Source organism: Paenibacillus sp. FSL M8-0228 (genome assembly GCF_038007385.1).
Taxonomy (GTDB): Bacteria; Bacillota; Bacilli; order Paenibacillales; family Paenibacillaceae; genus Paenibacillus; species Paenibacillus polymyxa_D.
Genome location: NZ_JBBOXA010000001.1, coordinates 2,804,592 through 2,828,916 on the forward strand (window position 1 = coordinate 2,804,592; position 24,325 = coordinate 2,828,916).

Annotated in this window: 7 protein-coding genes and 1 riboswitch (1 of these 8 running past the window's edge); of the genes, 5 read left to right on the plus strand and 2 right to left on the minus strand. The window is 50.2% G+C overall.

Annotation, left to right across the window (positions count from 1 at the left end):
- On the plus strand, positions 1-19,661 hold the 3' end of the coding sequence (locus MKY98_RS12610) for a non-ribosomal peptide synthase/polyketide synthase (RefSeq protein WP_341010926.1). It extends 22,513 nt beyond the left edge of the window; the window shows 19,661 of its 42,174 coding nt (coding positions 22,514-42,174); the start codon falls outside the window, past its left edge; its stop codon occupies positions 19,659-19,661.
- Between the two features lie 835 nt (positions 19,662-20,496).
- On the opposite strand, the gene MKY98_RS12615 is transcribed toward MKY98_RS12610, so the two are convergent.
- Positions 20,497-21,135: a YczE/YyaS/YitT family protein gene (locus MKY98_RS12615; protein WP_069011474.1), complete on the minus strand. Its 639-nt coding sequence runs from the start codon at positions 21,133-21,135 to the stop codon at positions 20,497-20,499.
- Between the two features lie 114 nt (positions 21,136-21,249).
- On the opposite strand from MKY98_RS12615, the gene MKY98_RS12620 reads away from it, so the two are divergent.
- The 4 genes from MKY98_RS12620 to MKY98_RS12635 all read left to right on the plus strand — a co-directional run bounded on the left by MKY98_RS12620 (position 21,250) and on the right by MKY98_RS12635 (position 23,184).
- Entirely contained in the window at positions 21,250-21,702 is a 453-nt protein-coding gene (locus MKY98_RS12620) for a MarR family winged helix-turn-helix transcriptional regulator (RefSeq protein WP_029515334.1), read from the plus strand.
- 26 nt (positions 21,703-21,728) lie between these two features.
- A complete protein-coding gene (locus MKY98_RS12625) occupies positions 21,729-22,247 on the plus strand; it encodes a GNAT family N-acetyltransferase (protein ID WP_069011473.1) in 519 nt (172 codons plus the stop codon).
- An 85-nt stretch (positions 22,248-22,332) separates the two neighbouring features.
- Positions 22,333-22,429, plus strand: a riboswitch (guanidine-I (ykkC/yxkD leader).
- Positions 22,430-22,524: 95 nt separating this feature from the next.
- On the plus strand, positions 22,525-22,866 hold the full coding sequence (locus tag MKY98_RS12630) for a DMT family transporter (RefSeq protein WP_069011472.1): 342 nt from the start codon (positions 22,525-22,527) through the stop codon (positions 22,864-22,866).
- A gap of 3 nt (positions 22,867-22,869) precedes the next feature.
- On the plus strand, positions 22,870-23,184 hold the full coding sequence (locus MKY98_RS12635) for a DMT family transporter (protein WP_023988641.1): 315 nt from the start codon (positions 22,870-22,872) through the stop codon (positions 23,182-23,184).
- A gap of 146 nt (positions 23,185-23,330) precedes the next feature.
- Here the strand turns inward: MKY98_RS12635 and MKY98_RS12640 are convergent, their stop codons facing one another.
- The gene (locus tag MKY98_RS12640) at positions 23,331-23,984 is read right to left on the minus strand and encodes a helix-turn-helix domain-containing protein (protein ID WP_069011471.1); all 654 of its coding nucleotides are present in this window, start codon (positions 23,982-23,984) and stop codon (positions 23,331-23,333) included.
- Positions 23,985-24,325 lie beyond the last annotated feature (341 nt).

Sequence of the window (24,325 nt, forward strand, 5' to 3'; positions counted from 1 at the left end):
ATCTGCTGTTAACTGCACTCGGCACCGCGTTATATAACTGGAGCGGTCAGGAGCGCGTACTGGTCAATCTGGAGGGCCATGGTCGGGAAGCCATTGTTCCAGATATCGATATCACACGTACCGTGGGCTGGTTTACAAGCCAATATCCGGTGCTGCTTGATGTGGATGGGAAGGCAGAAGTAGGGCAGCGAATCAAGCGGGTGAAGGAAGACCTGCGTCATGTGCCGCATAAGGGCATTGGCTACGGCATTTTGAAATATATGTCTCAGCATGATGCTAATTCTTCCTTGACCTTGCAGCCTGAGATCAGCTTTAACTATTTGGGACAATTTGATCAGGACTTGGAAAATGGGGATATTACGCTGTCTTCGCATCCAGGTGGAGAGTCGATGAGTGACCATACTGTACTGGAGCATCCTTTGAATGTGAACGGCATGATTACAGCGGGCGCGCTGACACTGGAAATTCGCTATGACAGTAAGGTATATCATCAGCAAAATGTAGAGAAGTTTGCCCGGTTGCTGCAGGAAAGCTTGCAGGAAGTGATCGCGCATTGTGCCTCCCAAGAGCGGAGCGAACTAACCCCAAGCGATGTCTTGTTCAAAGGCTTGTCGTTGGAACAACTGGAGCAATTGACGGAGCAAACGGCTTCTGTGGGCGAACTGGAAAATGTGTATGCTCTTTCGCCGATGCAGAAGGGGATGCTGTTCCATAGTCTGATGGAGCCGGACTCAGGTGCATACTTCCAGCAAGCGTCGTTTGATCAAAAAGGCAGCTTTGATGTTGAAATTTTCCGCAAGAGTCTAGATGTACTGACACAGCGTCATGAAGCACTGCGGACGAATTTCCATCGATTTGAAACAGGACATGGTCCGGAGCCATTGCAAATCGTGTTCCGTCACAAAGATAGCGATCTGTCCTTCAAGGATATACGCGAAATGCAGGAAGCGGAGCAACAGGCGTATATCCAGACGTTTAAGCAGGAAGACCAGGCTAGAGGCTTTGATCTGGGTACGGATGCACTTATGCGCGTACAGGTATTGCAAACCGATGAAGAAACGTATCATTTGGTCTGGAGCTTCCATCACATTGTCATGGATGGCTGGTGCTTATCGCTCGTTACAGGCGAAGTGTTTGGTACGTACTTTGCGCTGCTGGAGCAGAAACAGCCGGAGCTTGCTCATATCACACCATATGGCCAATATATCGAATGGCTAGAGCGTCAGGATGAACGTGCGGCACAAGAGTATTGGAGCAGCTATTTGGCTGGCTTTGAACAGCAAACCTTGTTACCTGGATTGGATACTTCATCGAAAGACCAAGCGGCTAATACTGTATTCGCTACAGCAAACGAAACCAGGGAATATGTTTCTGAAAAAATAACGGTAGATCTGGATCCAGCGTGGAGCGAAGCGATGTACCGGATTGCAAAGCAGCAGCAAGTCACGATTAATACGCTGATGCAGAGCGTGTGGGGCCTTATTTTGCAGAAATATAACAACAATGAGGATGTTGTATTCGGCAGTGTGGTATCTGGACGTCCGACGGATATTGCGGGTGTAGAGCATATGATCGGTCTGTTCATTAATACGATCCCAGTGCGGATTCAAAGTGAACAGAATGCCACGTTTGTGGACATCATGCGCAAAACGCAGGAGCAGGCACTGGCCTCAGGAGCCTATGACAGCTTCCCGCTGTATGAAATTCAGGCGCTGACCGAGCAGAAGCAGCATCTGATTAACCACATTATGGTATTTGAGAATTATCCGGTTGAGGAGCAAGTCGAGCAGTTGGGTGAAGTTCGTCCATCCGCTTTTGAAATTACGAATGTAGAGGTTGTTGAGCAAACGAATTATGATCTGGACTTGATTGTGATGCCAGATGAGCTTTTCCGCATCATGTTCAGATATAACGCCAATGTATACGATCGGTCTACGATCGAGCGGATGCAGGGACATGTACTGCATGTCATCGAGCAAATCGTGAATAATCCGCATATCCGTGTGAATGAGCTGGAATTGGTGACACCGGAAGAGCAGGCGCAGATCGTTCAGGTCTGGGGGGATACGGCGGCAGCTTATCCGCAGGATCAAACGCTAAGTGCACTGTTCGAGCAGCAGGCAGCGAATACACCGGATCAGGCAGCAGTGTTGTGCGGATCGGAATCGTTGACCTACGCGGAGTTGAATGAGCGCGCGAACCGTCTCGCACGCACCTTGCGTGCGCAAGGGGTTAAACCGGATCAGCCTGTGGGCATTCTGGTTCACCGTTCATTGGACATGATTGTAGGCATCTATGCGATTCTCAAGGCCGGCGGAGCCTATGTGCCGATTGATCCAGAATATCCGGCCGACCGCATCCGCTTCATGCTGGAGGATTCGGGAGCGAAGCTGGTGCTGACGCAATCGCATCTGGCGGAGCAAGCATCGCTGAGTTTCGACGGCCAGGTGCTGGTGCTGGATCGTCAGGAGCAGGCTGGCCAAGACATTTACCACGAAGACGGCTCGAATCTGGAGCCACTGGCCGGACCGCACCATGTCGCCTATGTCATTTATACCTCTGGCTCCACGGGAAAACCGAAGGGCGTGATGGTGGAGCACCATTCTGTGCTGAATCGGATTTTGTGGATGCATGATCGGTACGGCTTGAGTGCGGAAGATACGATCCTGCAAAAGACCGCCTTTACGTTCGACGTGTCGGTGTGGGAGCTGTTCTGGTGGTCGCTGGTCGGCTCGAAGGTGAGCTTGCTGTCGGTAGGCGGGGAAAAGAACCCGGAAGAGATCGTCGACGCCATTGTCCGCGATGGCGTGAGCACGATGCACTTTGTACCTGCCATGCTGCATGCGTTCCTGGAGTATGTGGAGCAGCAGCCACGGGAAGTAATGCAAGCGAAACTGGCAACGCTGCGTCATGTCTTTGCCAGTGGTGAAGCCTTGCCGCCACAGCATGTGGCTCGCTTCCAGCGGCTCGTGTCGAGCCTGACCGGAGCGAAGCTGATCAACCTGTACGGTCCAACCGAAGCGACGGTGGACGTATCGTACTTTGATTGCGAGCCGACGGAAGAATATGCAGTCATTCCGATCGGAAAACCGATTCAAAACATTCGCCTGTACATCGTGAAGGAAGGCACGGAGCAATTGCAGCCGATTGGGGTTGCAGGGGAGTTGTGCATCGGTGGTGTCGGTGTGGCACGTGGGTATCTGAACCGTCCGGAGCTGACGGCCGAGAAATTTGTGAAAGATCCGTTTGCCGGCGGGGAAGCCGGGTATGAGCGGATGTACCGCACCGGCGATTTGGCGAGATGGATGCCGGACGGCAACATTGAATATTTGGGCCGGATCGACCATCAGGTGAAAATCCGGGGGTACCGGATTGAGCTGGGCGAGGTCGAAACGCAGCTGCTCCAAGTAGCGTCCGTGCGAGAAGCGGTTGTCATGGCTCGTGCAGACGAAACGGGCCAAAAACACATGGTGGCCTACTATGTCGCGGGGCAAGAGCTAGGAGCCAGCGAGCTGAGAAGTGAGCTGGGCCGGGAACTGCCAAGCTACATGGTGCCGTCCTACTTTGTACAACTGGAGCAAATGCCGCTGAGTCCAAATGGAAAAATTGACCGCAAGGCCCTACCAGCACCGGAAGGCAGCCTGCAAAGCGGAGCCGATTATGTCGCACCGCGAACGTGGGTGGAAGTGAAACTGGCACACATTTGGCAGGAGGTGCTGGGCCTCACGCAGGTCGGTGTGAAGGAAAACTTCTTCGAGATTGGCGGACACTCGCTGCGGGCGACGACACTGGCCTCGAAGATTCACAAGGAGTTGAACAAGCCGCTTCCCCTGCGCAGTATTTTTGAAGCACCCACGATTGAACAACTGGCAGCCGTTCTGGAAGGTCTGGATCAAGTGGTGTACGCGTCCATTCCGGTAACAGAAGAACGCAGCTTCTACCCGTTATCTTCAGCACAAAAACGACTGTATGTACTGCATCAGTTTGATCCAAGTGATGTGAACTACAACATGCCGTCAGTGCTGCAAGTGAGCGGTCCGCTGGATGTGAAACGAGTAGAAGACGTGTTCCGTCAACTAATTGATCGTCATGCAACCTTGCGTACCCGCTTTGAGCTGGTAGACAATGAGCCGATGCAATGGATTGAGGATACCGTGCCATTCGAGGTGGAATATACGAAGGTACAGGTAGAGAGTACGACTACGGCTACGTACACGAGGATTAGCGAGGAAGCACAAGAACGGGTACGGCAGTTTATCCGTCCGTTTGATCTAAAAGCTGCACCGCTGCTGCGGGTAGGCTTGGTGGATCTGGGTGTCCAAGGAGTAGGGCAAGAATCCCAGCATTTACTCATGCTCGACATGCACCATATCGTTTCGGATGGCGTGTCGATGGAGGTACTGACCGATGAGTTTGTCCGCTTGTATGGCGGTGAAGAACTGTCGCCATTGCGGATTCAGTACAAAGACTATGCCGTATGGCAGCAAAGCGAAACCCATCAGGAGTGGATGCAGCGTCAGGAAGCGTACTGGCTGGGCACCTTCCGGGGCGGAGTGCCTGTACTGGATCTGTCAACCGACTTTGCCCGTCCGGCGGTGCAGAGTACGGCAGGGGATACGATCGAATTTGCATTGGAGCGTGAGGTTAGTGAACGCCTGAAAGAACTGGCTTCGCAAACAGGCGCTACCCTATACATGGTGCTGCTGGCGGCGTACACTACGCTCTTGCACAAATACACGGGCCAAGAGGACATTGTCGTCGGCACGCCGATTGCAGGACGACCGCATGCGGAGCTCAGTAATCTGGTGGGTGTCTTCATTAACACGCTGGCGATTCGCAATTATCCGTCCAGCGACAAAACGTTTCTGGATTATCTGCAAGAGGTGAAGGAGCATGCGCTCAGTGCTTATGAGCATCAGGACTATCCTTTTGAAGAACTGGTTGAACAGCTGAATTTGACGAGAGATACGAGCCGAAATGCGCTGTTTGACACGATGTTTGAGTTGAAAACCTTGGAGCAACAGGAGTTACTGCTGGAAGGTTTGACCTTGAGCTCCTATCCACTGGAAAATCATACGGCCAAGTTTGATCTGACTTTAGATGCAATGGAGCAGCCAGAAGGCATTCTGTGCAGTCTGGAATATAGCACGGCGTTGTACAAGCCTGAGACCATGACGCGATTGGCACAGCATTTTGCGGAAATCGTTCGAGCTATTGCATACCATCCACAACAGCCCCTGGCAACTTTGAATATGGTAACCGTTGAGGAAAAGGAGCAACTCATCTACGGTTTTGGAGAAGTGGGAGTAACGGATGGTGCTGCAGTTGAAGCAGGAGCCCTGTTCCATACCTATGTGGAAGAACAGGCACAGCTTGTACCAGATCATGTGGCGGTGGTGTACGAGGAGGAGCAGCTCACTTACCGGAAACTGAACGAGCGCGCGAACCAATTGGCGCGGAGATTGCGGAATGAAGGCGTTGGACGCGAGTCGATTGTCGGCATTTTGAGTGAACGCTCGGTAGACATGCTGGTCGGCGTACTGGCGGTGTGGAAGGCGGGAGGCGCCTATGTGCCGCTGGATGCAGACTATCCGTCTGAACGGATTCGTTTCATGCTGGAGGACAGTGGTGCGACGGTATTGTTGACCCAAATCGGCTTACAGGAGCAAGCACAGATATGGCTTGGGGAAAGCCGACAGGCCTTGGCCGGAGGGCAGACTGAGGGTGAGTTGGAAACAGCGGCTGGTGCTGAAACGATGGAAAGAGACAGCCTAAATGAAAACTTAGGCTCAAAATCAGATTCGAAGTCTGACAGCGAAGCAGCATCCGAACCGGCAACAGGGCTGCGTCTGCATACCGTATTGGCATTGGACGATGAGTCACTGTACACCGGAGATACGACAGACGTCGATCACATCAACGAACCGCACGATTTGGCGTATGTGATCTATACATCCGGGACAACCGGACGGCCGAAGGGCGTCATGATCGAGCATCGCAGCCTGGTGAATACGGCTGCGGCGTATCGCCGGGATTATCGCCTGAACCAATTCCCAGTCCGACTGCTGCAACTGGCGAGCTTCTCCTTCGACGTGTTCGTCGGGGACATTGCACGGACGCTCTATAACGGCGGCACGATGGTCATTTGTCCGAAAGACGACCGGATTGATTTTAGCCGTCTGCACGGATGGATTCGCGATGTCCAGATTACCGTGTTCGAATCGACTCCGGCCCTGATCGTACCGTTTATGCAGCATGTGCATGAACAGGGGCTGGACATGAGCAGTCTGGAGCTGCTGATCACGAGCTCGGATAGTTGCAGCGTGACGGACTACCGAGTGCTGCAAGAGCGGTTTGGTGCGGATATCCGCATTATGAACAGCTACGGCGTCACCGAAGCGGCGATTGACTCCAGCTTCTACGACGAAGAGCTGTCGAAGCTGCCAAGCAGCGGCCATGTGCCGATTGGTCAGGCGTGGCTGAACGCACGCTTCTACATTGTGGACAGCCAGCTGAATCCGGTGCCGATCGGCGTACTGGGTGAGCTGTGCATTGGCGGAGCCGGGGTGGCACGAGGCTACCTGAATCGTGCAGACCTGACAGCCGAGAAATTCGTAGCGAATCCGTATGTACCAGGTGAACGGTTGTACCGTACAGGCGATTTGGCGCGATGGATGCCGGACGGCAATGTAGACTTTATCGGCCGGATGGATGATCAAGTCAAAATCCGGGGCTTCCGGATTGAACTGGGCGAGGTGGAAGCGCAGCTGCTGACCGTGGACGGCATTCAGAAAGCCATCGTCACCGCCTGGGAAAACGAAGACGGAGACAAGGATCTGTGTGCGTATGTCGTAGCCTCGGAGGCGCTGAATTTGCCGGATCTGCGCAGCACACTCCAGCCCAAACTGCCGGGCTATATGATCCCGACCTATGTCGTACAACTGGATCGTTTCCCGCTGACACCGAACGGAAAAATTGACCGCAAAGCGTTGCCTGCGCCAGAAGCGCGCCTCGAAGGAGGCACGGCGTACGTGGCACCGCGCACACCGCTGGAAGAGCAGTTGGTACGTATTTGGCAAAGCGTTCTGAATCATCATCAAATAGGCATCCAGGATAACTTCTTTGAAGTGGGAGGACATTCTCTGCGCGCTACCACCCTGATGGCGAAAATCCATCAGGAGCTGAATCACAAGCTGGCGTTGCGAGATATTTTCCAATATCCGACGATTGAGCAACTGGTGCAGTTGATGGGTGAAGATCAGACCCAGCAAACGTATGTATCTATTCCTGTGGTGGAGGAGCGTGAATATTATCCTGTTTCCTCGGCGCAAAAACGGATGTACGTGCTGAGTCACCTGGAAGGTGGAGAGGTTAGCTACAACATGCCAGGAGCGTTGATTATCGAAGGTTCCTTGGATAAAAAACGACTGGAACAAGCCTTCCGCCAGCTGATTGCCCGTCATGAAGCCCTGCGAACCCGATTCGAGATGGTGGATGGTGAGGTGATTCAACGGATTGAATCGGGCGTCGCATTCAGCGTGGAGCATGTGCAGGCAAGCGAAGAAGAGACACCGCAGTACGCACAGGACTTTGTACGTGCATTTGATCTCGCACAAGCACCATTGCTGCGAGTTCAGCTGGTGGAAACCGGACCGGAGCGACACGTCATGCTCTATGACATGCACCATATTATTTCGGATGGCGTCACGGAAGGAATTATCGTGCAGGAGTTCTCTCAATTGTATGAAGGCAAGGAACTGCCGCCACTGCGCATCCAGTACAAGGACTATGCGGTTTGGCAGCATGCCGATATGCAAAGTGAGCGTCTTCGTGAGCAGGAAAGCTACTGGCTGAACACGATGGCTGGTGACATTCCGGTGCTGGATATGCCTACGGATTTTGCAAGACCAGCCGTACAGCGTCTGGAAGGAGCGCGATTGGAATTTGCGATCAGCCTGGAGGACAGCGAACAGTTGAAACAGCTGGCCGCGCAAACCGGCTCCACCTTGTACATGGTATTGCTGGCCGCGTATAGCACGCTTTTGCATAAATATTCGGGACAGGAAGACATTATCGTCGGCACGCCGATTGCCGGAAGACCACATGCGGAACTGGAGAGCTTGGTAGGCGTATTCCTCAACACGCTGGCAATCCGCAATTATCCGTCTGGTGACAAAACGTTCCTAGACTACTTGCAAGAGGTCAAAGAGCATGCGCTCAGTGCTTACGAACATCAGGAATATCCTTTTGAAGAGCTGGTTGAAAAGCTGAATTTAACGCGGGATACGAGCCGGAATGCGCTGTTTGACACCATGTTTGAATTGAAAACATTTGAACAGCAGGAGTTCGAGCTGGAGGGACTGACCTTTAAGACGTATCCGACGGACAATCATACGGCCAAATTTGATCTGACCTTGGATGCCGTGGAGCAGCCGGAAGGCATTCTGTGCAGTCTGGAATACAGCACGGCGCTGTACAAGCCTGAGACCATCGCGCGATTGGCACAGCATTTTACCGAACTTGTTCGTGCCATTACCCTTCATCCGCAGCAGCCACTGGCAGCTTTGGATATGGTAACTGTCGAGGAGAAGGCACAAATCATCTACGGTTTTGGAGATGTGGGAGTATCGGATGTTACTGCTGAAGCAGGAGGCTTATTCCATACTTATGTGGAAGAACAGACCCAGCTTATACCAGATCATGTGGCGGTGGTGTACGAGGAACAACAACTGACGTACCGCACACTGAACGAGCGTGCGAACCAATTAGCCCGTAGATTGCGAAATGAAGGCATTGGCCGTGAATCGATTGTTGGCATCTTGAGTGAACGCTCGGTCGACATGCTGGTCGGCGTATTGGCGGTATGGAAAGCCGGAGGTGCATATGTACCGCTGGATGCAGACTATCCGTCTGAACGCATCCGCTTCATGCTGGAGGACAGTGGTGCTACGGTACTGTTGACCCAAACGGGCTTACAGGAGCGCGCGCAGGTCTGGCTGGATGAAAGCGAAGCAGTATCCGAACCCGCAACGGGACTGTGTCTGCATACTGTACTGGCGCTGGACGATGAGTCGCTGTACACCGGGGATGCCACGGACGTTGAACCTATTAATGAACCGAAGGATCTGGCGTATGTGATCTACACGTCGGGAACAACGGGACGTCCGAAGGGCGTCATGATCGAGCATCGCAGCTTGGTGAATACCGCCGCGGCGTATCGTCGGGATTATCGCCTGAACCAGTTCCCGGTACGTTTGCTGCAGCTGGCAAGCTTCTCCTTCGACGTGTTCGTCGGCGATATCGCCCGGACGCTCTATAACGGCGGAACGATGGTTATCTGTCCGAAAGACGACCGGATTGACCCGAGCCGTCTGTATGGCTGGATTCGTGACTACCAGATTACCGTGTTCGAATCGACTCCAGCCCTGATCGTACCGTTCATGCAGCATGTATACGAGCAGGGACTGGACATGAGCAGTTTGGAATTGCTGATTACCAGCTCGGATAGCTGCAGCGTGACGGATTATCGGGTGTTGCAAGAACGATTTGGCGCAGATATCCGCATTATGAACAGCTACGGTGTCACGGAAGCGGCGATCGACTCCAGCTTCTACGACGAAGAACTGTTGAAGCTGCCAAGCAGCGGTAATGTGCCGATTGGACAGGCATGGCTGAACGCACGCTTCTACATCGTGGACAGCCAGCTGAATCCGGTGCCGATCGGCGTACTGGGCGAGTTGTGCATTGGCGGAGCTGGGGTAGCACGGGGATACCTGAACCGTGCGGACCTGACGGCCGAGAAATTCGTAGCCAATCCGTTCGTGCCAGGTGAACGATTATACCGCACAGGTGACTTGGCGCGATGGATGCCGGACGGCAATGTGGACTTTATCGGCCGGATGGACTATCAAGTGAAAATCCGGGGCTATCGGATCGAGCTGGGCGAGATCGAAACGGCGATCCAGCGGGTGCCGGGTGTACGTCAAGCGGTAGTCATCGACCGGACGGATGAGCGTGGACACAAGTACTTGTGCGGATACATCACAGGAGAAGCTGAGCTGCGGATCGAGGAGGTACAGGCCGAACTGGAAGCCGGACTGCCAGCGCACATGGTGCCTGCACGTTTGATGCAACTGGAGACGATCCCGCTGACCAGCAACGGTAAAATCGACCGTAAGGCCTTGCCGGAACCGGAAGGAAGCATCCATACGGGTGCAGCCTATGTGGCACCGCGTACCACGGTGGAGCAAGTACTGGCTGCGGTATGGGCCGGGGTGCTCGGCGTGGAAGCGGTAGGCACGCAGGATAACTTCTTTGAGCTGGGTGGCGATTCGATCAAAGCCTTACAAGTATCCTCCCGATTGCTGCAAGCAGGTTATCGACTGGAGATGAAAGACCTGTTCAGTCATCCAACCGTGTCTGCCTTGGCACTGAAAGTCCAATCGGTGACCCGATTGGCGGATCAGAGCGAAGTGGTGGGCGCTGTGAAACTGACACCGGTGCAACACTGGTTCTTTGAGCAGAACCTGACGGATGCTCATCATCATAACCAGTCCATCATGCTGCATAGCAAGGACGGTTTTGATGAACCGGCCCTGCGCACGGCGATGGATCAAATCGTTAGCCATCACGACGCACTGCGGATCGTTTTCCGTCCTACGGAGCACGGATATGAAGCCTGGAACCGTGCGGTTGGGGAGGGCGAGCTGTATACGCTGGAACGTATAGACCTCAGCCATGAGACTGAGGTGTCAGCGGCGATCGAGGCTAAAGTGAATGAAATTCAGGCGGGTATTCAGTTAAGCGAAGGACCGCTGGTGAAACTGGGGCTGTTCCATTGCCCAGATGGTGATCATTTGCTGATGGCGATTCATCACTTGGTGGTGGATACCGTATCTTGGCGCATTTTGTTCGAGGATATTACAACCGCCTACGAGCAGGCATTGAACGGACAAACGGCTCGCCTTCCGCACAAAACGGATTCGTTCCGCACCTGGGCGGATGGGCAGTCTCAATATGCGAATAGTCCGGCTATGGCAGCAGAACTTGAATTCTGGAAGGAAATGGAACATGGCGTATATCAGCCGCTTCCAAAAGACGAGTCCCCTTCTCATTCCTTGAATAGGGACAGCGAGAACATGACAGTTACGTGGACAGCTCAGGAAACGGAGCAGTTGTTAAAACAGGCGCATCGTGCCTACAACACGGAGATGAATGATTTGCTGCTTACCGCCTTAGGACTGACTATTCATCGCTGGGCGGGCTTGGAACGAGTGCTCGTGAGCCTGGAAGGCCATGGACGGGAGTCCATTTTGCCAGAACTGGATATTACGCGGACGGTGGGCTGGTTTACGACCCAATTCCCGGTGGTGCTGGATATGAGCGTGGGGCAAGACCTTTCACAGCGCATCAAACAGGTGAAAGAAGGACTCCGCCGCATTCCGCAAAAGGGCATTGGCTACGGGATGTTGAGATACCTGTCCGCAGCCCGTGAGCAAGAGCGTTTTGTGACCGAACCTGAAATCAGCTTTAACTATCTGGGACAATTTGATCAAGATATGCAAAGTCAGTCCATTGGCGTATCTCCTTACTCTAGCGGTGCAGAGCTTAGCGCCCATGCAGCCAGATCGCACACGCTGGATATGAACGGACTGATTTCGGAAGGCGAACTGCAATTGACAATCAGCTACAGCAAGCAGGAATATCGTCATGAAACGATGGAGCAGTTAGCTGAAGAGTTCAAAATCAGTTTGCAGGAAATCATTGCGCATTGTGTAGGCCGCAAACAGCAAGAACTGACGCCAAGCGATGTCATGCTTAAACATGTAACCATGGCCGAGCTGGATCAGTTGGTAGAGCGGACTCGTGACATCGGGGAACTGGAAAATGTATATGCGTTGACGCCGATGCAAAAAGGCATGCTGTTCCATAGTCTGATGGATGCAGCGTCAGGAGCTTATTTTGAACAAACGACCTTTGATTTGGACGGACGCTTCCAAGCGGATATTTTCCAAGATAGCTTGAATCATTTGGCGCAGCGGCATGAGATCTTTAGAGCTAATTTCATCAGCGGTTGGCAGGATGAGCCTGTGCAGGTGATTTTCCGCCGCAAGGAGGTTGGTTTCAGATGTGAAGATTTGCGTCATCTGAATGAGCAGGAGCGTGACGCGTATGTGCAGGAATTTATTCGCCAGGACAAGGCAGCCGGATTCGATTTGTCCCGGGATGCGTTGATGCGCGTGGCGATTTTACGAACAGGTGATGAGGATTATTATTTTGTGTGGAGCTCTCATCACATCTTGATGGATGGCTGGTGTGTGGCGTTAGTCACGGATGAGGTGTTTGAGGCTTATTTTGCAGCCGTGGAGCATAGACAGCCGAAGCTTGCCCCCGTGACTCCATACAGTCAGTATATTGAGTGGCTTGAAGCACAGGATGAAGAAGCAGCAGCTTCCTACTGGAAGGATTATTTGCTCGGCTATGAGCAGCAAACTTCGATTCCGACCGGAAAAGTCGGCGCGAAAGCGGACGGTGCACAATTTGAGCATATCCTGTGCGATCTGGGCAAGGACTTGACCGGACGTATGGAAATGGTGGCCAAGCAGCACCACGTGACCCCGAATACATTGCTGCAAACCGCCTGGGGCTTGCTACTCCAAAAGTACAACGGTAGTGACGACGCTGTTTTTGGCGGTGTAGTGTCGGGTCGTCCAGCGGAGATTTCGGGGATCGAAAACATGGTGGGCTTGTTCATTAACACCATTCCAATACGTATCCGCAGTGGGGCTGACGATACCTTTGCCGACCTGATCAGAACGAATCAGAAACAGGCGCTGACTTCTCAAGATTATGAAACGTATCCGCTGTATGAAATTCAAGCCTTGACCGAGCAAAAGCAAGACCTGATCAACCACATTATCGTGTTTGAAAACTATCCGGTGGAGGAGCAGGTCGAGCAACTTGGGGAAGGTGCAGCGTCGGATTTTGAAATTCGCAATGCCGGCATGATTGAACAAACCAACTATGATTTCAATCTGGTCGTTATGCCGCAGGAAGCGATGAAAATCCGATTTGAATACAATGCGAAGTTATATGATCGGGAAGCCGTTGAACGGACTCAGGGCCATCTGATACAGCTGTTGGAGCAGGTGGTAGCGAAGCCGGACATTCGGGTGCAGGAGCTGGATATGGTAAGTGAGCAGGAGCGTGAGCAAATTCTCACCGTATGGGGCAATACAGCTGCTGAGTATCCAAGCGAGCAAACGATTCATGGCTTGTTCGAGACACAAACGGCGCAGACACCGGAACAGCCAGCGTTGTTCTTTGAAGGAGAGCAGCTGACCTATCGCGAGCTGAATGAACGTGCGAATCGTCTGGCGCGCACCTTGCGTAGTCAAGGCGTGACGAAGGATCGACTGGTGGGTCTGATGACCGAGCGTTCGGTGGACATGATCGTGGGCATCTTCGGGATTTTAAAAGCCGGGGGCGCATATGTCCCCATCGATCCGACCTATCCAGAGGAGCGTATCCGCTACATGCTGGACGACTCGGGTGCGAAGCTGTTGTTAACGCAAAACCATCTGGTTGATAAAGTGGCTTTCGACGGTAGCGTGCTGGTGCTGAATGGGGCACAGGGTGTGTATCACGAGGATGGTTCCAATCTGGAGCCGTTGTCTGGTCCGAACGATCTGGCCTATGTCATTTATACGTCAGGTACGACGGGTCAGCCGAAGGGTGTTATGTTGGAGCATCGCGGTCTATGCAATCTGAAAACGTATTTTGATCAGACGCTCAAGATCCGCACGTCGGATCATACGTTGCTGTTTGCTAGCTATTCGTTTGATGCGGCTTGCTGGGAAATCTTCCAGGCGCTGTTCTGCGGAGCCACGTTGTATGTACCAACGTCAGAGACGATTTTGGACTATGAGAGATTCGAACATTATATGACAGAACATCAGATTACGGTGGCGACGTTACCACCGACCTATGCGGTGTATCTGGAGCCGGAGCGGATGCCATACCTGCGTGTTCTGTTCACTGCGGGTTCAGCATCCTCAACAGAATTGGTATACAAGTGGAAGGATCAGGTGGCGTACTACAACGGCTACGGTCCAACCGAAAACTCGGTGGCGACGTCCGTCTGGCCGGTATCCGAGGACGAGAGAGCAGGACAACTCATTTCCATCGGACGCCCTATACCGAATCATCGGGTGTACATGGTGGATGTGCATGGACATTTGGCTCCGGTAGGCGTAGCGGGTGAACTGTGCGTGTCCGGTCCGGGTCTGGCCCGTGGTTATCTGGATCGCCCAGAGCTGACGGCTGAGAAATTTATACCAAATCCGTTTGCAGCTGGTGAAGCCGGCTACGAACGAATGTACCGTACGGGTGACTTGGCCAGATGGATGCCAGACGGCAACATTGAATATTTGGGCCGGATCGACCATCAGGTGAAAATCCGGGGTTACCGGATCGAGCTGGGCGAAGTCGAGGCACAAATTTTGAAAGTGGAGGATGTACAAGAGGTCATCGTACTGGCCCAGGCGGACGAACAGGGGCAAAACCAATTGGTGGCGTACTATGTTGCTGAAAGGGAAGTGAGCGCTGGTGAGCTGCGCAGCTTACTGGGCGAGGAGCTTCCAAACTACATGGTGCCTTCGTATTTGGTACAGCTGGAGCAGATGCCGTTGACACCGAACGGTAAAATCGACCGCAAGGCTCTACCAGCACCAGAAGACAGCCTGCAAAGCGTAGCCGACTATGTCGCACCGCGGACGTGGGTGGAAGTGAAGTTGGCGCAAATCTGGCAGGATGTGCTGGGCCTGGCGCAGGTCGGCGTGAAGGAAAACTTCTTCGAGATTGGTGGACATTCACTGCGGGCGACGACGCTCGCCTCGAGGATTCACAAGGAGCTGAACAAGCCGCTTCCATTGCGCAGTATTTTTGAAGCACCAACGATTGAGCAATTGGCAGTCGTACTGGAATATCTGGATCAAGTAACATATGCGTCCATTCCAGTAACGGAAGAACGCAACTTCTACCCGTTATCGTCGGCGCAAAAACGACTGTATGTGCTGCATCAGTTCGACCCGTATGATGTGAACTACAACATGCCGTCGGTGCTGCAAGTGAGCGGACCCCTGGATGTGAAGCGGGTAGAAAACGCGTTCCATCAATTAATCGCCCGTCATGCGACCTTGCGTACCCGCTTTGCACTAGTGGACAGTGAGCCAATGCAATGGATTGAGGACACTGTGCCGTTTGAATTGGAATATACAAAGGTACAGGCAGAAGCTGCGACTATGGGTACAGACCAGGACACAACCACGGATGCGGACACGATGGTCAGCCAGGAAGTACAAGAACGGGTGCGGCAGTTTGTACGACCGTTCGATCTGCAAGCTGCTCCGCTGCTGCGAGTAGGCTTGGTAGATTTGGGCGTACAAGGAACCGAGCAGGAACCGCAGCATTTACTCATGCTCGATATGCACCACATCGTTTCGGATGGCGTGTCCATGGGTGTACTGACCGATGAATTTGTCCGCTTGTACGACGGTGAAGAGCTATTACCATTGCGGATACAATACAAGGATTATGCGGTATGGCAGCAAAGCGAAGCCCATCAAGAGTGGATGCAACGTCAGGAAGCGTACTGGCTGGGCACCTTCCAGGGTGAGCTGCCAGTGCTGGATGTACCTACGGACTTTGCCCGTCCGGCGGTGCGAAGTACGGCAGGCGATACGGTGGTGTTCGGATTGGAACGTGAAGTCAGCGAACGGCTGAAAGAACTGGCGGCGTACACAGGCTCCACGCTGTATATGGTGCTGCTGGCAGCGTACACTGCACTCCTACACCAATACAGCGGGCAAGAAGATATCGTAGTCGGCACACCAATTGCCGGACGACCGCATGCCGATCTGGAGCCGATGATTGGGATGTTCGTCGGAACGCTGGCATTGCGGAACTATCCGACGTCAGAGCAAAGCTTCCGAAGCTATGTGGAGGATGTGAAGACGCGTGCCCTGCAAGCTTACGAGCACCAGGACTATCCGTTTGAGGAGCTAGTGGAAAAGCTGAACGTGAAGCGGGATATGAGCCGCCATCCGCTGTTCGATACGATGTTTACGCTGCAAACGACTGAGGAAGGCGAACTGCAACTGGCAAACCTGAGCTTCCGTCCATACGGCCTGGAACAAACGCCAGTCAAGTTTGATTTGATGATGGAAGCTAGAGAGGAAGAGGCAGGCATCCAGTTTGGATTGCAGTATGCAACTGCGTTGTACGAGCGCGAAACGGTAGAACGGATGACGCGTCACTTTGTTCGCTTGGTCGAAGCCGTGGCGGCGAATCCGGATGCGAAGCTGGGAGAGCTGGAGTTGATTACGGCGGAAGAAACCGAGCAGATTCTGAAGGTGTTCAATGATCCGAATGCACATAGCGTGCGTTGTGCTGAACACAGACAGGTGCAAGGCCATTCGCTCAGCGAACGCTTTGAAGAGCAAGCTGAGCGCAACCCTGAGCGGATAGCCGTTGTGTCTGGGGCCACCGCGCTGACCTACACTGAGCTAAATGAGCGTGCGAACCAATTGGCTCGTGTGTTACGAGCGGAAGGGGTCGAAGCAGATCAACCGGTGGGCGTATTGCTGGAACGTTCTGCGGATATTCTGGTGAGCATTCTGGGGGTACTGAAGGCCGGAGGCGCGTATGTGCCGATGGATACGATGTATCCACAGGAGCGCATCGACTACATGCTCCAAAACAGTGGGGCCAAGGTCGTGATTACAAGTAGAGTTGCCAACCTGTCGCTCAGCTTGCCATCCACAGTTCGAGCTGTAGTCTTGGATGACGAGGACGCTCAAGCTCAACTGGGAGCACAGGATGCGAGCAACCTGATCCCTATCGCCGGCCCGCATAACCTGGCCTATATGATTTATACGTCAGGCACCACCGGTCAGCCGAAAGGGGTCATGATTGAGCAGAGCAGTGTTAGCAATCTGGTAGATGCTTTATGGAAACGAGTATACAGTCGTTACGAACAGCCGCTTCATGTCGCATGGCTGTCAGCATTTGTATTTGACGCTTCGGTGAAGCAAATCTTTGCCAGCTTGCTGTTAGGCCACACCCTGCATGTGGTGTCCCGTGACGTCAGCCTGAGCGGAGAGCATTTGATCGCCTACTACCGCACACACCGGATTGATTTGTCGGACGGCACACCTGCGCATCTGCATATTTTGAATGAAAGTGTCAGTGTGACGGAAGCACCGGAAGTGAAGCATTACCTGATCGGTGGCGAAGCATTATCCGTGCAGCTGGTACATGTGTTCCTACACAAATGGGCCGGGTATCGTCCGGTGATTACGAACGTGTACGGTCCGACCGAAACGACGGTAGATGCGACCGCTTATACGATTGAAGATATGGAGTCCCTGAACGCACTGCTGGAAAAAGGGGAGCATACGGTATCTATCGGAACGCCGATCGCGAACCAGTCGGTGTACATCCTGAACAGCCAGCAACAGCTGGTACCGATCGGTATCGCAGGTGAACTCTATATCGGGGGTGCAGGTGTCGGACGAGGATACCTGAATCTGCCAGAGCTGACGGCAGAGAAGTTTGTCCTGAATCCGTTCGCTGTTGCGGCAGCAACCGATCAAGCGGACAGCACTTACGCACACCGAATGTACCGAACGGGCGACCTGGCCCGGTGGTTGCCAGACGGCAGCATTGAGTATTTGGGCCGGATTGACCACCAAGTGAAAATCCGGGGGTACCGGATCGAGCTGGGTGAGGTGGAAGCGCAGCTGCTGACCGTGGACGGCATTCAGAAAGCCATCGTCACAGCATGGGAAAACGAAGATGGACACAAGGATCTGTGTGCCTATATCATAGCTTCAGCGTCCCTGAGTTTGCCGGAGCTACGGAATGCGCTGCAGCCGAAGCTGCCCGATTACATGATCCCGACGTATGTGGTACAACTGGATCGTTTCCCGCTGACACCGAACGGGAAAATCGACCGCAAGGCGCTGCCGGCGCCGGAAGCACGCCTCGAAGGAGGCCTGGAGTACGTTGCACCGCGGACGCCGCTGGAAGCCAAGCTAGCCCAAATCTGGCAGGATGTCTTGAAGCTGTCCAGCGTAGGAGTCACCGACTCATTCTTTGACGTGGGTGGGCACTCCCTGCGGGCAACGACGCTGGTGGCCAAAATCCATCAGGAACTGGACAGCCGGATTACGCTGCGTGAGGTGTTCCAACACTTTACGATTGAGCAGCAAGCCCAGCTCATCGCAACGCACGGCACAGACACCTATACGGTGATTCCTGCGGCGGCGCAACAGGCGTACTACCCGGTTTCCTCGGCTCAAAAAAGACTGTACATTTTGAGCCATCTGGAAGGTGGGGATCTCAGCTACAATATGCCGGGTGTATTAACCGTGGAGGGGCCGCTTCAGGTCGATCGGCTGGAGGATGCGTTCCGTCAGTTAATAGCCCGCCATGAAACGCTGCGGACTTCTTTTGAAATGGTGGAAGGCGAGGTCGTTCAGCGGGTGTACGATCAAGTGGAGTTTGCAGTAGAGCACCTGCAGGCCAGGGAGTCCGAAGCCGATGCCTATATCGAGTCCTTTGTGCGCAGCTTTGACCTTCGTCAGGCACCACTGCTGCGTGTCCGTCTTCTTCAAACCGGACCAGAGCGCCATCTCCTGATGTACGATATGCACCATATTATTTCAGACGGTGTATCGTCGAACAATATCGTGCAGGAGCTGGTACAACTGTACGAAGGGCAGGAATTAGAGCCGCTGCAAATTCAGTACAAGGACTACGCCGTGTGGCAGCAGCAGGAGATGCAGCGTGAATCATACCAACGCCGGGAACACTTCTGGCTGGAGCATTTAGCCGGAGAATTGCCGGTACTGGATTTGCCAATTGCTTATCCTAGACCTGCTGTTCGCAGCTTCGAGGGTGCGATGTATGAATTTACAGTGGACGCGAATGTATCCGAGCAACTGCACCGAATTGCGGCACAGACCGGAAGTACACTGTACATGGTACTGTTGAGCGCCTACACCGTTCTGCTGTCCAAATACAGCGGTCAGGACGATTTGATCATCGGTACGCCGGTAGCAGGCCGCTTGTTGCCTGAGCTGGAGCCACTGATCGGAATGTTCGTCAATACGCTAGCCATCCGGCATCAGCCGAAGGGCAACCAAACGTTCCACAGCTACTTGCAGGAAGCCAGAGATCGTACGCTGCAAGCCTTCGAGCATCAGGATTATCCACTGGAAGAGTTGGTGGAAAAGCTGGATGTAACACGGGATGCAAGCCGTAACCCGTTATTCGACACCATGTTTGTACTGGAAAACACAGAGTCGCCGGAAGCGAAGCTTGAAACACTGTCCTTCAGCCCGTATGTTCGGGAGCATCGTATTTCCAAATTCGATTTGACTTTGTCTATGAGTGATGAAGATGGGGAGATGAAGGGTTCCTTTGAATATTGCACGAAGCTATTTGGGGCTGACGCTATTGAGAGATTAACCAGAGATTTGATAGCGATCCTGTCCCAGATTGGAATCGATCCAGATTTGCTGTTAAGCGATATTCAGGTGAACTCGGACGAGCAGCCGGAAGGCTTCTCACCGGATTCCATCGACTTTGTTTTCTAAATCCGTTTTCTAAAATGCAATGATTTCACTTTGCGTGTGCAGAGGGTGGCGGCTTGTCCGACTGCCTTGCCTGCAAAGTATTCTTTTTCCGACACAACGCTCATGTACTAACATTAAAAAAAATACAATTCCCTTTGAAAATTTAAGTATTATAAACAATTCGTCGAGTTTAGGTTGATTATGCACATTATATATTAGGGGAAGAGTATAAGATGGATTAGCTCCATTTTATATTCCGAATTGTTTAGATTATATAAAAGGTACCACTTTGAGTAAGCTCAATGAACTCTAACAAAAGAAGACCCGCGTTTCAATAACGCGGGTCTTCTTTTGTTAGAAATTGCTGGTTTGATTTATATGCAGTTTAAAGATCAATTTGATTAAACCATCATTTTAATTACGATAATTCCAATCAATGCAAGAATTAAGCCGAATATCTCTTGACGACTCATTTTTTCTTTTAGATAGAATTGAGACACGTTCTAAAAGTGTCCCTTTATTTTTTTGATTTTTTGTTTTGCTTCATTAAAAATTACATCTGTTGAAGAAGGAACTTGTCTAATCTTAATTACAAAGCCTATAAAACAAGATGGCCAGTATGCCCCATTGCCAGTCTTGATACTGTCCTACTTGCAGATCTCGCTTGTATCTAACAACGATAAGAGAGAGGATAATGATACAGAATCCGACTAGCTGCACTAAAACGGCGTCTCTTCCCAAAGCAAAGGAGCTAGCAGGATAACAAGCGCAGGCGTTAGTCCCGAAAAAAATGCTATGACTGAAGCTCGACCAAGACAAACTTAAGATCGAAACAAAGAGATATGAGCATCAAGCTTCAGTCTCTTTTATCTTTCTCATGATTTGGTGATGTAGCAGAGTGTGTTAATATGCGGTCAAGTATTTTTTTAGTAAATGGCATAAAGTAATTGAGTATTAGCCCCCCTAAACAAACGGTTAACAAGGTTCCAATGCCAATGGGTCCGTTTAAAAGGACTGCTATGATCAAGAATATAAGGTAGATGAATGTTCTCGAAAAAAATAGATTTGTTTTAGTTAATTCCTTTATGATTAATGTTAATCGATCAACTGGAATGGGTGCAAAATTTGTCTGTAAATATGTTGCAGTTCCTAATCCTACAACAACTAAACCAATTCCAAAACAAACAACTTTGCTGTACCATAGTTCAGGTGTTATCAAATTGTGCAGTAAAAAAAGCCACATATCAATACCAATACCCGTTATAAATGCTGTTAACAACCCCAAAACTTCTGGTGTTTGTCTTTTTAAAAGCGAATTACAACCTATCAATATTATAGCTATTATGATTTCCCAACTTCCCACAGTAAGCCCCACATTTATAGACAGTCCTACTAAAAGTGCATCAAAAGGTGAAGCCCCAAGGTCTGATTGTATAGTGAACGAAATTCCAAGGGATAATATAAAAATTCCTAATACGAAAAAAATATATTTCAATTTACTCGACCTCTTTAATATAATTTTTTGTTGCAAATGCAATAAAAATAAGGTAAATTCAATATATATCATTTTTATTGCATTTGCAACAAAACAGGGGTAAAGGAGTTCATTATGAAGGAAGTACTTCGTGAAATTGGAATGATCGCAAGAGCATTAGATTCTATAAGCAATATCGAATTTAAAGAATATGACCTTACAAAAGGACAATATTTATACCTTGTACGAATATGTGAAAACCCAGGAATCATTCAAGAAAAGTTAGCCGAGATGATAAAAGTAGATCGAACAACCGCATCTCGTGCTATAAAAAAACTTGTTATTAACGGATTTATTGAAAAGGAAGAGGATCAGCATAACAAAAAAATTAATAAACTCTTTCCAACAGAAAAAGGGAATAAAGTCTATCCTTTTATAAAAAGAGAACATGATTATTCGGATAATGTTGCATTAGCGGGATTTTCGGAAAGTGAAGTAAACACCATTTTTAATCTTCTTCAAAGAGTAAGAAAAAATATAGGTGATGAATGGGAATTTGTAAAAAAAGGGAACAAGAGAAATTATTGATTTACATGAAGGAGCGATAATTTAAAGTGACTGTAAAAATAATAAAGTGCAGCCGTGAAGATCTACAAATACTCCAAGAAATAAGTATTGAAACATTCAACGATACTTTTAAGGATCTGAATTCACCTGAAAATATGAAGGCCTATCTGGAAAGAGCATTTAACTTTAAACAGTTGGAGAAGGAATTGTCCAACGTCTCTTCAGAATTCTTTTTCATCTATTTCAATGAAGAACTTGCTGGATATTTAAAGGTAAATATAAATGAGGCCCAATCCGAAAAAATGGGTGGTGAGTCGCTCGAAATAGAGAGGATTTATATAAAAAACAAATCTCAAAAACAGGGGCTTGGTAAATATCTACTAAATAAATCTATGGAAATTGCGATGAAACATAATAAAAAGAAAATCTGGCTCGGTGTATGGGAAAAAAATGAAAACGCCATTGCTTTTTATAAGAAAATGGGGTTTGTTCAAACTGGCGCACACTCTTTTTATATGGGTGATGAAGAACAAATTGATTTCATAATGACCAAAACAATGATATAAGTTTAGGGAGATATACGAATTTTTATTGATTTTATATTGTGTTTTATTCACTAATATGTATAATGTTAACTATAAAATTGAATTCAAAAATGTTTTCTAGGGTTCCGCGATAATATCGGCTGGTCCGAGAGAAAACTCACAGTCGTCGTACTGTGCCACGGAGGGATAAAAGCCTGGGAGAAAAACTGCTGTATGCAGTATTCTCTCAGGCTTTTTTTTATTGCTGCTATAAATTCATACTACATTTGCAGCATTATCTAAAAGGAGGAAGCACAGAATGAACAAGACATGGTTATCTGTTGTAGTTGCGGCATTATTCGAAGTTGGATGGGTCATCGGCCTGAAACATGCCAGCGGCTGGTTAGAGTGGGGGGGCACTTTAGTTGCCATTTTAGTAAGTTTCATACTCATGATTATGACTTCCCGTACGCTTCCGGTAGGTACGGTGTATGCAGTATTTGTCGGATTGGGAACGGCCGGCACTGTATTAGCAGAAATTTTGTTGTTTGGTGCTGAGGTAAAGGGATCTAAATTGTTGCTAATCGGGGTGCTTCTGCTCGGAGTTGTAGGACTCAAAATACAGAGTAAAGAGAAGAAACAAGGAAAAGAGGTGCACTGACGTATGAACTGGGTATTTCTTATTTTGGCAGGCGTATTTGAGATGATGGGAGTTCTCATGATTAATAAGCTCCATAAAGACCGGAATTTCCTGTCTGCTTTTTACTTGCTTGCAGGCTTTGGATTGAGCTTTTTGTTTCTATCCCTGGCCATGGAAACACTACCAATGGGAACGGCCTACGCTGTCTGGACCGGTATTGGAGCTTCTGGCGGAGCCATATTGGGCATGATCTTCTACAGTGAACCGCGTAATACCGCGAGGATTCTGTTCATCGCGATGGTACTCGGTTCAGCAGTTGGCCTAAAGCTGGTAAGCTGAATAATGATGGAATTAGAAAAACTGCTGCTCATCTTAGAACAGCAGCGAACTATCTGAATGCTTATGGTAGCTAGAAAAGACCAGCGTGCAGACAAAGTATCGATAAGAAATTTTGTCTGCATGTTTTTTTGCATACTCTTAGCCTTCTATCTCTGATCTTCAGGATCGCCGCGTTGTGTTTTCAGTTTTAGAAAATGAAGAGTCATTTGAAGCTTCAGGCGAATATCACCATCGCTTAGATCAACCTCGAAAAGCTCACGTATCCTGTTGATTCGATAGAACAAAGTATTTCTATGAATAAAAAGTGTTTTAGCAGCAAGATTTGGAGTGTCCACATATTGAAGATAGGCTTCAAGGGTGGGCAGTAAACTTGTTTTGTGGCCATTGTCATAAGCAATTAACTTTTGGATAACTGGATGGCAGAAGTCAGCGAGATCGTTCTGTTCCGATATGATCTTTCCAATATGCTCGAAGAGATAGTCCTCATACATATACACTGACTTGTTTGAATTAAGTTGGAAACCAATCTCGACGGCGGTTAGGCATTGCTTATAATATTTTCGCAAAAAAGTTAAATGACTAAAGCAGTCACTCAGCGAAGCAGTTAGATCGTTTACTTGGAGAAATTCCAGAAATCGTTTGTCTTCAGCAATGATTTTACAGGATGAATCAACGAGGGAAATGAGAAATACAATGCGTCCCTGATATACGATCCAGCGGCTATCCGGTAGCAATTGGATCATATGCTGTGCAACTAACTGAACTTTCCCGTCAAAAAAGCTGTTCTTCAGGTCTGTCAAGGTCATCACTCTTAGGTAGGTGTAAGCGTCCAGTCCAGATGAGCCAGTCGCATTGCGATGACATTAGCATCATTGAGCTCGCCTGTGAGCAGTTCGGAAAGCAAAAAGCTATGCATCATTCCTTGACTACAATTATAAAAGTCGTTCTTTTGCAATTCTACCGAAACCAGCTCACAAAGAAATTGCACTCAGTTCAAAATCAATATCTGTAAATTTACGATCCAGTTCCATAACACTGACCTGCGCGAATTCTATACCATGTACGTACACCAAAGCTGTTATCCAACAGTCGTTGGTCTCGGGATCGCGTGAATAATAAACTGCATTTCACCGAAGGTCAG

Bases quoted from the DNA above. Each gene is read 5' to 3' on its own strand.
- MKY98_RS12635 (WP_023988641.1), top strand. From the start codon at position 22,870: ATGAACTGGGTATTTCTTATTTTGGCAGGCGTATTTGAGATGATGGGA.
- MKY98_RS12630 (WP_069011472.1), top strand. From the start codon at position 22,525: ATGAACAAGACATGGTTATCTGTTGTAGTTGCGGCATTATTCGAAGTT.
- MKY98_RS12620 (WP_029515334.1), top strand. From the start codon at position 21,250: ATGAAGGAAGTACTTCGTGAAATTGGAATGATCGCAAGAGCATTAGAT.